The organism is Desulfobulbus rhabdoformis (genome assembly GCF_016919065.1).
Taxonomy (GTDB): domain Bacteria; phylum Desulfobacterota; class Desulfobulbia; order Desulfobulbales; family Desulfobulbaceae; genus Desulfobulbus; species Desulfobulbus rhabdoformis.
The window spans coordinates 26,505-41,528 of sequence record NZ_JAFFQA010000019.1; the positions used below are offsets into that span (position 1 = coordinate 26,505).

Below are 15,024 nucleotides of genomic sequence, written 5' to 3' on the forward strand. Positions count from 1 at the left end.
TTTTTATTCATAGAGTTCTCAATAGATTAATCTCGAAAGGCTGGAGTCATTTCGAAAAAGAATGCACCATTTGGCGACAGCAGAGAGTTCAGCTCTACTTTGAGTTTTTTCTCGAATTTGCTCGCACACGCTCCGTAATTTTTGTTGTGCAGCAGGATTGTTTCCTGTTCCGCATCGAGCCTTCGTTCTTAAATAATCTTCTACAAGTCCATCGACTTGTTGCCAAATCTTGCGGCGAGCCTCTGCCAAGGGAACATGCTCATTGAACTTGAGACGTTTCACCGTTTCAAGCACCCGCTGTTTTTCCCATTCCGTAGCTCCCGGCACCGGGACCGCTTTCCCCTCCTCGTCAAAGGCAAGCAGGCTCACATCATAATCATCAATAGGGTCCAACAGATACTTGCTTTCTGACTCCTCACACTGACACGCATAGGTTGAGCAATGCGACCCCACCTGCAATGGAAACCAGCCGCCTTTCTTACGATTACCCACATTGCCACAGATGCGAAAATTCATGTAATCGAAGGCGAGCCACCAGTAGCCGTCGCGCTCGGTCGCATCCAGAGCCTTTGCCACTTTCTTGGGACGAAAATGTTCGACGTCGTAATGGGAATACAGTTCGCGCACTTCGGAAAACCAGCATTTGCCACTGGATAATGCCAACAGCCATTCTTTGAGTTGCCCCCAATGCCTGCTATTGGCATTGATCAGTGCGTTACGTTCCTCTTTTTGTCTTGGCACATCAAATGCTGCAAGCTGGTCCACCAACTGTTGCGATTTGTCCATCCACGCCTGCCACTTTTCCCGCGTCCATGGAGTCCACTCAGGAATATCACTATCTGTCGGCAGTTTGTGCTCAAGATCAATCCAGATCACGGCTCGCCCTCTTCCCGTAAGATTTCATCGATAATTTGGTCGGCAATCCGGTCCTGCTCATCCCGCTCTTCCGGAGAAAGCGTGGGTTTACGGAAGCGCCGATGCTGAGCCATCTTGCGAACAAAAAGCGCATAGTCCGGGTCGCGAAAATCTGCGGTAGAAAAGTCAAGATCAGCCAATTCCGCACTCAGCCGACTCAGCTCGTTATTTTCTTCCGGCGTCCGCGCCTCCTTGACAAACAGCTCGTTGCGGCGGAAGAGGCGGCGTTCGGTTTCGATATCGAGAGTGGACGAGAGGCCGAATAAATCACTCTTGAGCAATCCGGTCACCCCCATGCCCTGGGGATGTTCATCCGGCATGTCGACGCGGATGCGATTGCCGTCGCGGCGAAGAATACGCACCTGTTCGCGTTTGAGGCTGCCGACCATCATCGGGTCGTGGGTGGTTATGAGGATTTGCGACTCACCTTGCGGGGATGCATCTTCTCGCGGTGCCAGCACTTGTTCGATATCGTCGAAATAGCGCAGCTTCCAGATTGGATTGAGATGGGTATCCGGCTCATCGAGCAGGAACAGACAGTGGTCTTCGCTGGTAATGCGCATCAGGCCGAGTACAGTGAGCATCTGCAACTCCCCCTCGGAGAGTTGGATAAAACTGACCTTGCCGCCGTACTCATCACGCTTTTTGACCGTGATCCGAACCTCTTCGATCAGATCACCGATAAAGGCACCTTCGGCGTAACGGAAAAAGCTGGATGCACCGCCGACCAACTCGCCCAGCTCCCTAAGCTTCTCCTGGCTAGGCACGAAAAGATAGAGCTGTCTCTGTTTCTCAGTGCGTCCGCGAAAATCAATCTGTTTCGGGATTTCCTGCTCGATTGGCGCCCAGGCTACCTGCCAGAGTTTATCGAGGAACTCGCTTACCACATTGCCACGCGCATACCAGAAACGCGGGTCGCCCTCATTGAGCTCGTTCTCGTCAAACTTCTGGTTTTTCCGTTTCTCCCGTAGCCGGTGCGGCTCCTTCAACACAAAGAGCGCCGACTCCAGGGCCTCGATGTGCAGATTCTTTAACACCTTCTGAAAAACCGGATCATCGGACAACAAACAGGCCAGCAGTACCAATTGGCTGTGTTCGCCCCGGCAGTAGAACAGGCGGCGCAACCGGTCGTCACCAAACTGGCGCAGGGTCTTGTTTTCCTCGCGCTTGCGCACTTCTTCCATTGCGCGGATATCCGCATCGCTGGCGGAAAAATTTTGCAGCAGGTGCGCAGGCAATACCTCTTCGGCGGTGATTTCCTGGCGGCGGTTAAAGCGGCGCTGATGTTCTTGAAACAACGCCTCCATACGCTCATTGCGCCCGGAATAGTAGGCGAAGATGTGCGAGGGCAGTAGTTCACGGTTGCGCAGCAGATAGCCTTGGGATTCGGCCTTACCATCCACCCAGACAAAGGGGCGCTTTTGTCGGCTCACCTCCGCTTTGAGGCACACTGCGTGGCCGCGGATGGAGTAGTCCAATTCGTAGTCAAAGGGAGCTTCGCGGTCGAGATCGACATCGCGAAAGATGTTGATCAACGCCTCGATCAGGTTCGATTTACCAGTGCCGTTCTGGCCGATGAGGGCATGGCTATGGATTGGCTTCGGTGGACTATCAGAGTCTCCATCAGCAGCGGGCAGATAGCTATCAAAAACAATTTCGATCTCGCGCAGATTGCGGAAAGCGCTAATTCGAATACGCTGGAGCTGCATTTCAGGCGCTTGCCTTGTCGGTGAGTTTTTCTCGCATCTCGGCCACTTCCGGCACCAGAATCCAACCGTGGCTGACCTCGGTCTTCAGTTGCGCGTAAAAAGCATCGATCTCGCCGCCGAAACGCTGGTACAGATCCTTGGCGCTGATGGCGCCGTTGTAACGGGCAAGGATGGTGGCCAGTGGCGCTTGGGCCTTGATGCTGGGGGAATGGCCGAGCCGCAGCGGGGCAATCAGTTCGGTTAGGGGTACTTTCACGGGTTCATCCTCGTTTTGTTCGGAGGCAATTCCAGTAATGCTGGCAACAGCTGCAGTTGCCAACTGGGTCGCAATTTTCTTGCGGGTAAAGGTTTGTAACTCTAATTCGTCACATAAGTGCGTTAACCGAGCCACTGTGTCCAGTATCCGCTGCTGTACTTGTAATGGGGGAAGTGGGATTGGCAGTTCATGTATGACCCGACGTGAAACATTCCGCATGGAATCACTTGTCCCTGTAGCTTTTGCCTTGTAGTACTCACGAGCTAGCTCGGAATTATTGACTAAATTGCCCCAAGGTTTGAGTGCATTATCCAAAAATATGAGCCGAACAATTTTATCGCTCATCAACAGTTGTTCTGGACAGACATCGGGCACAATCACGCTACGCGCAACAAGTTCAGCTGTATTAGCGCGAGAAAGCATAAAGTCTCCAGGTTTCACTTCACATTCAAGACGGGGATCAAGTGAGAGAGGGAGACGTTTATTCTCTTCCGGATTGAATGTGCCCCATGTCACTGCGCTTACCTTCAGCACACCCCACTCACCCGGCCGCCTTGCCTCAGAATCACATTTAGGACTCCATCCTGATTCGGAGCCAGCCAACAACTCCTCCAGCAGCACCCAACGCCATCCGTCAGGCAGTGGTATCTCCTCTTCAACTTTGACAGCTTTGGCAAATCGTTTTCCTGATTTTTTTCGGGCAAGCTCAGACAAATAGACATCTAAGGTCCCGATATCCGAGAGTTCGCTCGCAGCATCAAGCGCGCCACGAATCGCAAGCTCAGAGATGAGTTTCCTGAGATCTGCCACATCCTCCGGTGCATGAAAGAGCTGGCTGAAGTTGTCAGTGAGGCGAGTCCAGGAGGTGTGTAGTTCGTGCGGTTTGGTGGCGGCGGCAACGGCTTGCAGGGTGGATTGACGCAGGTTGTTTTGCAAGCGGCGGCACTGCTGTTGCTGTGCTTCCAGTTTGTCGCATAAGGCCATCAACTCATCGACTTTGGCAACGATACGGGATTGCTCTTCAAGTGGTGGGAGGGGGAAAATTGCATAGATCAAATCTTCTCTTGAAAATCCAGGAATCATACTTTTTGATTTTTCAATAAGCTGACTCACGAATCCATCAAGCCATATTTTCAAAAAACCAGAATTAAGTTTATTTGAAAAATTTCTTATTGCCATAATTTGACGTGCAATATGAACTTCTCCTATCGTGTTAAAAACAGTTTTTCCAATTGTTCCCTTGCAAGTAATCAACAAATCATTTAAAATTGAAATCACTATCGGCTTATCAGTCCAACGATTAATATTGATAACATTTTTTTCAATATTACTCGCACCTGTTATATAGGGAATTCCTTTTTTTGACTCGTTATATTGGCTCTTCGCCAGATCTCGTCCGGACAACAATTGCCAAACATCCCCGAACCTCGCCCATTCCCAATGAGACGGCCTTTCATTCGGGTACTCTGAATCTTTAATTATTGGAAAAGGCTTTTCTCTTGGAATTATTTTTTGGGCAACCAGTTGAGATTTAATTTTTTTAATTGCATCAAACAAACTATCTGATTTTTCTGATGCCACGCTTGAAGGTACAAGTTTCCCCTGAATGGAGAGCTGCAAAATGAGAGCTCGTAATTTTTGCACCCCTCCAGGTGAATTTGCAATATGCCCAAACTCGCCCAAAAATTGCTGCGCATCCATTAGTCGCCCTCACCCGCAAAGTGATGTGCAAGCGCGGCTGCCAGTTCGCTCTTGAGCTGGTTTTCCGTTTCCTCAATTTCACCCAGCAGCTTTTTATACTTCTCCAACAGCACGTCGGGATCAAAGATTTCTTCTTCCGGTGCGTTGGGGTTTTTGATATCCAGGTTAAAAATCGGCCAGTAAATGCGGTCACCCGCTGCTTGGGCGTCACGTGCCTGCAAGCGCAGGGCGTCTACCTGCGGACGCAATTCCTCAATTTCATCTTCCACCGGTTTGCGCACTTCCTGATCATTGACTCCTTTGATGGAATCGCGCAGGTCGCGCACCCGGTTTTCCAGCTCCATGGCCGTGTTGTTCAAGGACTCCGCCTCGCCCCAGTGCGGCTGGGCCAGACTTTCCGCCTGCTCACGTTTTGCCTTGAAATCAATCTTCCAGGCACACTCGTTTTCCACCCGGTCGGCGAAATCGTTGTCCTCGGAACCCCACCACTCCTTCTCGGGAGCAAATTCTTCCAGTCGGATCGGCTTCGTCTTGGAGTAACTCTTGTAGCCTGCCGGGTAGAGGTGTTCGTAGAACCAGATGGTTTCGGTGTGAAAATGCTCGCTGCCGTCGTCCGTCACTGCACCTTTGGTGAAAAAAAGCAGGTTGGTCTTGATGGTGGTGTAGGGAGCGAACACTCCCTTGGGCAGGCGAACGATGGTGTGCAGCTTACATTCGCGCAGCAGCAACTTTTTCAAGGTGCCTTTGATGCCGTCTCCAAAGAGAAAGCCGTCAGGCAGGACCACGGCGGCGCGGCCGTTTTCCTTAAGCAGCTTCTTAATAATCAGCGCCATGAACATGTCGGCGGTTTCTCGGGTTCTGAGATCGGGAGGGAAGGTTCCGCCTACAGTATCTTCTTCATAACCGCCAAAAGGAGGATTGGTGATCAGACAGTCCACCCTATTCCCTCGTGTCCATTCGTTCCAACCGGTTGCCAAGGTATTACGGTGCTCGATCTGGCTGGGCACATCGATGCCGTGCAGCAGCATGTTGGTGGTACAGAGAAGGTGCGGCAACTGTTTCTTTTCAATGCCGTGAATCAACTCCTCGATTGCGCGTTGGTCCTCGGGGCCGGACTTGGTGGTGCGCTGCTTGCGAAAATGATCGATGGCGGCGGTAAGGAAGCCGCCGGTGCCGCAGGCCGGGTCGAGCACGGACTCACGTTTTTTCAGGTTGGGATTGACTCTATCGACCATAAAGGCGGTGATGGCGCGGGGGGTATAAAATTCACCGGCATTGCCGGCACCGCGCAGATCGTTGAGCATCTGCTCGTAGACGTCGCCCAGGCTGGCACGGGTCTTAAAATCGTGGAAGTTGATCACCTCTTCCAGTTTTTCGATCACCGCCATCATCTGCGGGCCAGATTTCATGAAGTTGTTGGCATCCTCAAAGATCTGTTTAATGACTTTATGAGACGGGCTTTGGCTGGGGTCGATCTGCTCTTTCAGGGCCGGAAAAAGCTCATTGTTGACGAAGCCAATCAACTCACTGCCGGCAATCTGCGGTTTCTTTTTCCCTTCGGCGTCAGGCAGATATTTGGCCCAGTTACGCCAACGGAAGCGCTCGGGCAGCGGGGATTTATACGGCTGGCCTTGATCTTTGGCATCGTCTTCCCATTCTTCTTCACGCTGGTCAAAGACTTTAAGAAACAGCATCCAGGTGAGCTGGCCCAGGCGTTGGGCATCGCCATCGACACCATCGTCTTTGCGCATGATGTCCTGGATTGATTTAATAGTACTGCTGAGATTCATTACGTTCTTCTCTTGCTGTATCCGCCTTGCCCACAGGCTTAGGCGGCGTTTTGTCGGTGGGTATCGTAGAGTGCGCGTTCCAGCTCGTTGACGGCCTGGGTGTAGTGTTCCACACCACCAAATATGCCGCGACGGATTTGGGTCTTGCTGCCGAAACGATCAAAGGGAGGAAGTTCAAGCACCTTGGCGTCTTCCATATCCTGCACGCCATGGTCGGCAAATTTTTCCAAAAGGGCGTCGAGCACTGCCCGAGCTTGCCCGCCATACTTACTAAAGATGTCTCTTTTTTTCACCTGTTTGGCGCGCTCACGTCTGGTCAACGGTTTTTGATCAAAGGCGACATGCGACACCAGATCGAACAGATCAAGCTCTTGACCATTGTTCACTGCCTGCTGGAGGACTTCCAGGGGCAATCCCTGTTCCGTTAGCTCGTCGATGATGGCCTGCTTGCGCTCCGCCGTCTGCCAACGTTGCAGGAAACCGCTCAGGCTACCAAACTGTGCCCGCAGGGTTGCCCGAATATTATCCTTGAGCAAGACTCGGTAATCTTCGGTGATAAGCTTACCGTCCGCATCGAGATATTGGGAGCGTTCAACGGCAATACGGACAGCAACATCGTCGATCACATACTTTACCTGGCCTTGACCGCCCTCGGTGGTTTCACCGGTGGTTTCATCCTGGTGTGGGAATTCTGGTGTATACCCTGGCGGTAAGGGCTCGCTGGTTTCCATAGGAGTCGGAGATTCTGGGGGAACAACCGGGTCTTCGGGATGTGGTTCATAGACGGTCACTGGCTCGCCATCGAAGTCGGGATCGGCAAAAAGACGAGTGGCGCCCTTAAAGTCCATGATGGTGAAGTATAGCTTGCGGTAATCCTCACGAATCCGAGTGCCACGACCTATGATCTGCTTGAACTCGGTCATCGAGTTAATGGTTTGATCAAGAACAATGAGTTTGCAGGTTTTTGCATCCACACCGGTGCTGAGGAGTTTGGAGGTGGTGGCGATAACCGGATAGGGCTCATCGTTGTCGATGAAATAGGAGAGTTGGGCCTTGCCATCGGAATCGTCGCTGGTAATACGCATGACGTACCGGCGATTGCTGGCTGCAGCAGGAATGAGCTTGACCAACTCCTGGCGCATACGCTCAGCATGATCTTGATCATCGCAGAAAACGATAGTCTTGGCCATTGGGTCAGTATTTTTAAGGTATTCCCACACCCGTGCGGCCACAAGCTGGGTACGCTTTTCGAGAACGAGGTTTCGGTCGAAATCCTTGGTGTTGTAAAGACGCTGTTCCACCACCTGACCATGCTTATCAATTTTACCCTGCTCCGGGGTGTAGCCGATGGCATCGGCGTCAGTGGCGATACGGATTACTTTGTACGGGGCGAGAAAACCGTCGTCGATACCCTGTTTGAGCGAATAGGTGTAGATTGGCTCGCCGAAATATTTGTAGTTGTATTCCGGATCCTCAATCACCCGGATCTGTTGTTCCCGATCGAGTCGCGTTTTCTCCTTGGGCGTGGCGGTCAGGCCGATATGGGTTGCCTGATGAAAATAATCGAGTACATCCCGCCACGCCGAATCATCGGTGGCGCTGCCCCGATGACACTCATCGATCACGACTAGATCAAAAAAATCAGCCGGAAATTGTCGGTAAATTTGTTTCCATTCCTCTTTGCCGGTCACCGCCTGGTATAAGGCCAGATAGATCTCATAATTCTTTTTGACCTCACGGTTGGTGATCTTGTGCATGACCTCACCGAAGGGGGCAAAGTCCTGTTGCATCGTCTGATCGACCAGGATGTTGCGATCGGCGAGAAAGAGGATGCGTTGTTTGACCTTGGCCTTCCACAGGCGCCAGATTATTTGAAAGGCGGTGTAGGTCTTGCCGGTACCGGTAGCCATGACCAGAAGCATCCTATTGCGCCCCAGGCTGATGGCCTCAATGGCACGATTGATGGCTACCCGCTGGTAATAGCGCGGTTCTCGGCCACTTCCGTCGGTGTGATAGGGTTGATCAAGTAAACGGACAGATTGAGGATCGTTGAGCCCCTTCCATTGCTGGTAGAGAATCCAAAGTTCCTCTAAGTTTGGGAAGGCATCGAGAGAAAATGTGCGTTCGACGGCCTGACTTAGGCCGGTGCGATCGTGGAGGAGAAATTCTTTTCCGTTGCTACTGACAGCAAAAGGGACGTCAAGCATTTCGGCATATAGCAGTGCTTGTTGCATGCCGTGCCCGACAGAATACTTTGCTTGTTTAGCCTCAATAACTACAAGGGGAAGATTGGGCTTAGCATAGAGTACATAATCAGCCCGTTTGGGGCCGCCCTTGGCTTGCGGATCACGAATGCGGGCTGCAAGAGTGCCGCGAACCATGACCCGGCCAGCGGTCAGTTTCACTTCTTCGCGAAACTGATGCTGCTGCCAACCTGCATTTTGGATGGCCGGGGTGATGTATTTGGTGCAGACATCGCGTTCGGAGAGTTGTTCTATATTCATGAACCATCCTCATTGCTTAGCACGCAACAAATTCAAACAGCAGGCAGTATCTTGGTAACTATTTGTTTTTCATACAAGACAATGATAATTTAATCAACAAATCCCCATTTTTCTTTGCTTCGATGTATCTTTTTATCTCCGTTCAACTTGGCAATTACCAAGAGTTAGAGATGAGATAGAAAACTACGCTTTGAATTCGTTTCAATTTTGAATCTCACCGTGTTAATTACCTTCGGATTCCAGCATGTTACCAGAGGGATGATTCTCAATGAGCGAAGTTATCGAGTTTGTTTTTATGACTCAATTTATCAGGTATTTACGGCTATCGAAGATGTGTGGCAGCGCATTACCTCCCAAGACTATCAATTGCCCCGATCGCGTTCAACTTATGATCATCGAGGAAGTGGGTATACTTCATGGTCTGGCTGATATTTTTGTGCCCCATGATTTCGGCGACAGTGCGAATATCGACCCCATGCATAATCAGATAGCTGGCCGCCGAATGGCGTAAACCGTACAGGGTAAAATTCGAAATCCCAGCGTACCTGCAGGCGTTATCAAATGAACGCCGGAAGTACCGGTGTGGCTGGTCACGCCCCTCCTGACTTGACGGCAGGAAGACACAGCCATTTTCACCCTCCCCTGCTGCTTTCATCCCTACTTTCATCCCCTCAAACATCTTGCGTATCGTTTTCGTCATAGGAACGCGCCGAGGGTCCGTTTTGGTCTCGGTGAGGTCAATCATCCCCTGTTCAAGTAGAACTTGATCCCATAGCAGGCCAGCGCCTTCTGAGGGGCGCATGGCTGTGTGCAAAAGTAGGAGCACGTAACAGTAGAGTTTTTCGGATTTAGAAACGCAGCAGAAGTCGAGCAGGGTGTCGATCTGTTTAGGGGTGAGGAGGGAGAGTCTGTTTTTGGGGGCGGAGGGGCGGCGAACTTCAGTTCCTGGATCATTCACCTCCAGTCCCCACTCGACCCTGGCCATGCGGTACATGCAGGTGAGGAAGGACATATCCTGAATGACAGAGCTGGGGCCTACCTGCTGAAGGCGGTAGTCACGGTAGGAGGCAATATCTTTTGAGGAAATGGTTTGTAAGGACTTGCCTTCGAAGTAGCGAATGAGCCGACCACCGATTTCCTGATCGAGCCGCTGGGTGTTTCGTTTTTTTCTTGGCGCGACCGCCATGGTGTATTTTTCCACAGCCTCATTGAACCGCATGTCATTGGCTGGCAGTTCCCCCGGGAGCGGTTCGCCTGAGCGCAGGAGCGCTTCAGTCTCCTCTGCCCAGGTCATGGCTTTTGCTTTACTGTCAAACGTCGCAGTTTCTCTTCGTCCTTTGACGCAAATAGATGCTCGAAAGACAGGTCCGAATTTTCGGTTTATTCTCGTAATGGATGCCATCGTTTTTTTGTGTGTAAATTTGAGTGTAAATTTCCGTGCACAGGGAACGATGAATAACGATATACAACGATTAAAAACGAGTGCAACTCAAAATTATTTCACATAAAAACGTATAGTTAAACAACCAATTTGGCTGTAGACACTGAAAACACAGGAAAACACACAAAAAAAGGGGTTAGACGCTTTAAAAAGCATCTAACCCCTTGTAATTACTGGTCGGAACGAGAGGATTTGAACCTCCGGCCCCCTGAACCCCATTCAGGTGCGCTACCAGGCTGCGCTACGTTCCGAGAAATGTGGAGCTGTATTTAGCATTGTTGAGCGGTCTCTGTCAACCACTTTTAGTTCTTTGGTTTATTTCCTTGTTCAAGCTGGGTAAGAAGTGCACGAAGCTCGGATTTAACTTGCTGAATTATATCGGCTTTCGCTTCTGAATCAGCTCCTTGTTTTGGCTGAGAAGTCTGCTCTAATGTACCGGTTTTCAGGGCCTGTTTCAGGTATTTCCTGGCACCTGAAATGGTATAGCCTTGCTGGTGGAGAAGGTCTTTGATCACCAGCAAGGTTTGGACATCTTTACGACGATACAACCGCTGTTTTGATTTACCGCGAAAGGGTTTTATCAGCGCAAACTCCGATTCCCAATATCTGAGCACGTGGGTTTCAACACCAACCAGCTCACTCACCTCACCGATCCGAAAATAGACCTTGTCAGGTATGTGGGAGAAATTCGAAGCCATCAATCGCGCCTCATGGTTTGCCCCTCACTGCTGTACCATCAAATGCTTGGTCGTAGGTTTTGTTATCGGCTTATTCGCAGGCGTTCAAACGCTCACGCAGTCGCTTACTGGGACGAAAGGAAACCATCTGACGCTTGGTAATGGTCATGGACTCACCAGTACGTGGGTTACGTCCACGGCGGGGCGACTTGTCGCGCACAGTCAGCGTACCAAACTGAACCAGTTTGATGGATTCGCCAGCAACCATGGTATTCTTCATGGTCGCGAATACTGTATCCACTATCTCAGCAGCATTACGCTGGGAGACACCCAATTTTTCGTTAACGGAAATGGCTAATTCTTTGCGGGTTACATTTTTTTTCTTCATACTTCTGATCCTTCACGATAACGGGCATTAAAATCTGCCATTAATTTTTTCACTATTTTTTGATGTGCTTTATCAACGGTTTTATCGTCGAGTGTGGCGGTGGCCGAACGATAGGTCAGGCCAAGTGCGACGCTCTTATGACCTGCCTCTATGGATTTGCCACGATATACATCAAAAATCTCAGCGGACTCAAGGTATTTTTGCGACTGCTTGCGAATTGCCTGTAGCAGATCACCAGCGGGCACTCCATCCGGAACGACCAGGCTGATATCCCGTTTCACAGTGGGATACTTGGGCAGGGGATGAAACTGCTTTGGTGCCCGTTTAATTTTCAGGAGTTGATCAAGATCAATTTCCAAAAAGTAAACCGGCTGCTTGATGTCAAATCCTTTCAAGGTCTTGGGATGAACAGCCCCCAGAGTACCGATGACAGTCTTCTGCGGACTGAGAACCAGGGCCTGCTGTGGGTCGCAGTAAGGCTGCAGGGTTTCCGGTGCATAGGTGAACATTGATCCGGGAGCGCCCTCGTCAATGCGCAGGGTTTGCAGTAGATTTACAGCGAGCCCCTTAATATCAAAAAAATCACCCTTTTGCTCGGAAAAATGAAGTGATTCAGCCTGGGGATAGCGTAATCCACTGAGTACAGCACAGAGGTACATTCGCTCCTCTGGTAACTCGCCTTCCTGCTTTTGGGTAAAAACCTTGCCGATTTCAAAAAGGCGAATATCCGGCTGCTGAAAATTGATATTCCGGCATACATTTTCAAGCAGTCCAGGCAAGAGCATGGAGCGCATGACCGCCTGCTCTTCAGTCAGTGGATTCAACAAACGTGTGAGCTGCCTGCGTTCGTCACCTTCGGAGATCTGGCAGAGGTCAAGATGCGCCTCGCTGACAAAACTATAATTGATCGCCTCAAAGAATCCTTGGGCGGTCATCAAGGCGGCCGTCTCCTGACGTAGGGTCCGCATTGCATCACGCTTGGGATAATCCATGCGAATGAAGGGTTGCGAGGTCGGGATTTCGTTATATCCGACCAGACGGGCAACCTCTTCAACCAGGTCAATTTCGCGCTCGATATCGATACGGAAACTGGGAACCTGCACTTCTAAAGTTTGGGCATCAAGTTCTTTAGTCGCGAATTCGATGGACTCGAGATAGGCTGCCACCTGGTTCAGACTCAGATCAATTCCGAGCAGACGATTAACACGTTCCAGGCGCAGTTGCAGGGTAATGAGTTCTTTTTGACCGGGATAGATATCAAGCCCACCAGATTCAGGTTCGGCAGCTGCGTATTCAACCATGAGGTTGACCGCACGCTCAAGCGCCTTATCCGCAAGGTTAGGATCGACACCACGTTCAAAGCGATAGGAGGCCTCTGAGGGGATACCCAGCTTACGCGCTGTGCGACGTATGGAAACCGGGTTAAAACAGGCGGATTCTAAAAGGATGGTCGTACTTTGTTCGGTGATCTCCGTATCCAACCCACCCATGACACCGGCAAGGGCAACCGGACGTTCGGCATCACAGATCAACAGCATATCCTCATCAAGGGTACGCTTGTTGGCATCCAAAGTCACCAGTTCAGTTTCACCGGTCTTAGGACCACGGACAACAATCTTTTTGCCGCGCAGGGTTTCAAAATCAAAGGCGTGCAGGGGTTGGCCAGACTCCAGCATAACATAGTTGGTGATATCAACGATGTTATTGATGGGGCGCATCCCTACGGCACTTAAGCGTTGCTGCATCCATTCGGGTGCAGGGCCGATTTTGACGTTTTTCAGTTTGCGGGCTGTGTAACGTGGGCAAAGTTCAGCATCGTCGATCACCACCTCATAATCTACATTCTGACCGGTCAAAGGGGTGATATCGGCAACAAGCGGCTGCAAGGGCCCCCCGACAAAACTTGCTACCTCGCGGGCAATACCACGCACAGAGGCACAGTCAGGACGGTTGGGGGTCAGGTCGACTTCAATCACCGTATCGCGCATGGAGAGAGCATCGATAAGCGGAATACCGGCTGTCAAGGCCGCGTCCAGCTCCATAATGCCTGAATGATCACCGTCTATGCCCAGTTCACGAGAGGAACAGAGCATGCCGTGGGAGGCGACCCCGCGCATTTTGGATTTTTTGATCTTGGTGCCATCGGGCAGTTTGACACCCGGTTTGGCAAGAGCGGTGACCATGCCCGCGTGCACATTGGGCGCACCGCAGACAATCTGCACAGTCTCCTCACCGTTGTCAACGGTGCAGACGCTCAGTTTGTCGGCATCCGGATGCTTACTGACTTCCGTAACGCGAGCAGTGGTAATAAAGGCGAGATCGGCAAACAATTCCTCAACGCTGTCAACTTCCAGACCAAGCATGGTCAGGCGGTCAGAAATCTGGGTTGACGTAACCCCTTGCGTGGAGACGAACTGATTGAGCCAGCTGAGTGTGAATTTCATGTGAGTGTATCCTGCAAACAGCGTTATCGTTTTGAAAGACGGGACTTAATCCCATACGAACGACGAAAAAGACAGAGGCCGAACACGAAAAAACCACACCGGAGACATGCTTTTCCGGTGTGGTTTACCTCGTTTGACCATCATCTCACCTGAACACTCGCAATGAGGCTCAAGGAGAGGAACTATTAGAACTGGGAAAGGAACCGGAGGTCGTTTTCGTAGTATAAACGGATATCGTCGATACCGTACTTGAGCATGGCAATGCGCTCAACGCCGAGCCCAAAAGCAAACCCGGAGTAGACATCCGGATCATAACCGACCATTTTCAGGACCTCAGGATCAATGAGTCCTGATCCGAGAATTTCCAGCCACCCTGTGCGTTTACAAACCCGGCAACCGGAGCCGCCACAGATAACACAGGCGATATCGACCTCGGCACTGGGTTCGGTAAAAGGAAAAAAGCTGGGACGAAAGCGAAGAGCCAGATCACGCTCAAACATCTTATGGGTGAAGGCGGTTAGCACTCCCTTGAGATCCGCAAAGGAGACATCCTTATCCACGAGAAAGCCCTCGACCTGATGGAACATGGGCGTGTGCGTGATATCGGAGTCGCAACGGTAGACCTTACCCGGAGCAATGTAGCGCAGAGGAGGCTCCTGATTTTCCATGATCCTGGCCTGCATAGGCGAGGTGTGCGTACGCAGCAGAATCGAATCCGTGACGTAAAAGGTGTCATGCATGTCACGGGCCGGGTGATGCGGCGGAATGTTCAGCGCTTCAAAGTTGTAGTAGTCGCTTTCGACATCCGGTCCTTCAGCAACAGCAAAACCAAGCCCCTCGAAGATAGAGCAGATTTCCTCCATGACCTGGGTCACAGGGTGCAGTTTACCGAAGGGAAGATAGCGTCCAGGCAGGCTGTAGTCGGTGGCTCCGGCAGCAGCACTCTGCATGCCGCCACCAAGCTGCGTTTTCATTTCTTCAAAACGCAGTTCCACCCCCTGCTTGATTTCATTGGCCAGTTGACCAAGCCGTGGGCGATCCTCCGGTGCGACAGATTTTAACTGGCGCATGACTCCGGTCAGAAGTCCCCCTTTGCGACCAAGGTACTGGATACGAAAGGCTTCAAGACCTGCGGAGTCCTTGACCGTATCCAGGGCCTCGCCTGCTTCTTGCTTGAGCCTAAGCAGCTCGCTTTCCAT

At 51.1% G+C, this 15,024-nt stretch carries 10 protein-coding genes and 1 tRNA gene; all 11 read right to left on the minus strand.

What is annotated here, in order from left to right; all coding sequences use genetic code 11:
• Positions 1–18: 18 nt before the first annotated feature.
• Positions 19–876, minus strand: coding sequence for an HNH endonuclease family protein (locus tag JWJ90_RS11415; RefSeq protein ID WP_205227356.1), 858 nt, complete (start codon positions 874–876; stop codon positions 19–21).
• Positions 873–2,624 (minus strand): AAA family ATPase, encoded by a 1,752-nt coding sequence (locus JWJ90_RS11420; protein ID WP_205227357.1) that lies wholly within the window; start codon positions 2,622–2,624, stop codon positions 873–875. Before JWJ90_RS11420 ends, JWJ90_RS11415 begins: the two co-directional genes overlap by 4 nt.
• A gap of 1 nt (position 2,625) precedes the next feature.
• The gene (locus tag JWJ90_RS11425; RefSeq protein WP_205227358.1) at positions 2,626–4,581 is read right to left on the minus strand and encodes a restriction endonuclease subunit S; all 1,956 of its coding nucleotides are present in this window, start codon (positions 4,579–4,581) and stop codon (positions 2,626–2,628) included.
• Positions 4,581–6,371 carry a class I SAM-dependent DNA methyltransferase gene (locus JWJ90_RS11430; RefSeq protein WP_205227359.1) on the minus strand — a complete coding sequence of 597 codons (1,791 nt, stop codon included), beginning with the start codon at positions 6,369–6,371 and terminating at the stop codon, positions 4,581–4,583. Before JWJ90_RS11430 ends, JWJ90_RS11425 begins: the two co-directional genes overlap by 1 nt.
• 38 nt (positions 6,372–6,409) lie before the next feature.
• Positions 6,410–8,875, minus strand: a complete 2,466-nt coding sequence (hsdR, locus tag JWJ90_RS11435) for an EcoAI/FtnUII family type I restriction enzme subunit R (protein WP_205227360.1) — start codon at positions 8,873–8,875, stop codon at positions 6,410–6,412.
• A gap of 346 nt (positions 8,876–9,221) precedes the next feature.
• Complete coding sequence (locus JWJ90_RS11440) at positions 9,222–10,169, minus strand: tyrosine-type recombinase/integrase (protein WP_205227361.1); 948 nt, start codon at positions 10,167–10,169, stop codon at positions 9,222–9,224.
• Positions 10,170–10,490: 321 nt separating this feature from the next.
• A tRNA-Pro gene (locus tag JWJ90_RS11445) sits at positions 10,491–10,567 on the minus strand.
• A gap of 51 nt (positions 10,568–10,618) precedes the next feature.
• The gene (locus JWJ90_RS11450; RefSeq protein ID WP_205227362.1) at positions 10,619–11,014 is read right to left on the minus strand and encodes a MerR family transcriptional regulator; all 396 of its coding nucleotides are present in this window, start codon (positions 11,012–11,014) and stop codon (positions 10,619–10,621) included.
• Positions 11,015–11,084: 70 nt separating this feature from the next.
• Entirely contained in the window at positions 11,085–11,381 is a 297-nt protein-coding gene (locus tag JWJ90_RS11455) for an integration host factor subunit alpha (protein WP_205227363.1), read from the minus strand.
• Positions 11,378–13,825 carry a phenylalanine--tRNA ligase subunit beta gene (gene pheT / locus JWJ90_RS11460; RefSeq protein ID WP_205227364.1) on the minus strand — a complete coding sequence of 816 codons (2,448 nt, stop codon included), beginning with the start codon at positions 13,823–13,825 and terminating at the stop codon, positions 11,378–11,380. The genes JWJ90_RS11455 and pheT overlap by 4 nt, the downstream gene beginning before the upstream one ends.
• A gap of 185 nt (positions 13,826–14,010) precedes the next feature.
• Positions 14,011–15,024, minus strand: a complete 1,014-nt coding sequence (gene pheS / locus JWJ90_RS11465) for a phenylalanine--tRNA ligase subunit alpha (protein WP_205227365.1) — start codon at positions 15,022–15,024, stop codon at positions 14,011–14,013.

Bases quoted from the DNA above. Each gene is read 5' to 3' on its own strand.
- JWJ90_RS11420 (WP_205227357.1), bottom strand. From the start codon at position 2,624: ATGCAGCTCCAGCGTATTCGAATTAGCGCTTTCCGCAATCTGCGCGAG.
- JWJ90_RS11425 (WP_205227358.1), bottom strand. From the start codon at position 4,581: ATGGATGCGCAGCAATTTTTGGGCGAGTTTGGGCATATTGCAAATTCA.
- JWJ90_RS11430 (WP_205227359.1), bottom strand. From the start codon at position 6,371: ATGAATCTCAGCAGTACTATTAAATCAATCCAGGACATCATGCGCAAA.
- hsdR (WP_205227360.1), bottom strand. From the start codon at position 8,875: ATGAATATAGAACAACTCTCCGAACGCGATGTCTGCACCAAATACATC.
- JWJ90_RS11440 (WP_205227361.1), bottom strand. From the start codon at position 10,169: ATGACCTGGGCAGAGGAGACTGAAGCGCTCCTGCGCTCAGGCGAACCG.
- JWJ90_RS11450 (WP_205227362.1), bottom strand. From the start codon at position 11,014: ATGGCTTCGAATTTCTCCCACATACCTGACAAGGTCTATTTTCGGATC.
- JWJ90_RS11455 (WP_205227363.1), bottom strand. From the start codon at position 11,381: ATGAAGAAAAAAAATGTAACCCGCAAAGAATTAGCCATTTCCGTTAAC.
- pheT (WP_205227364.1), bottom strand. From the start codon at position 13,825: ATGAAATTCACACTCAGCTGGCTCAATCAGTTCGTCTCCACGCAAGGG.
- pheS (WP_205227365.1), bottom strand. From the start codon at position 15,024: ATGGAAAGCGAGCTGCTTAGGCTCAAGCAAGAAGCAGGCGAGGCCCTG.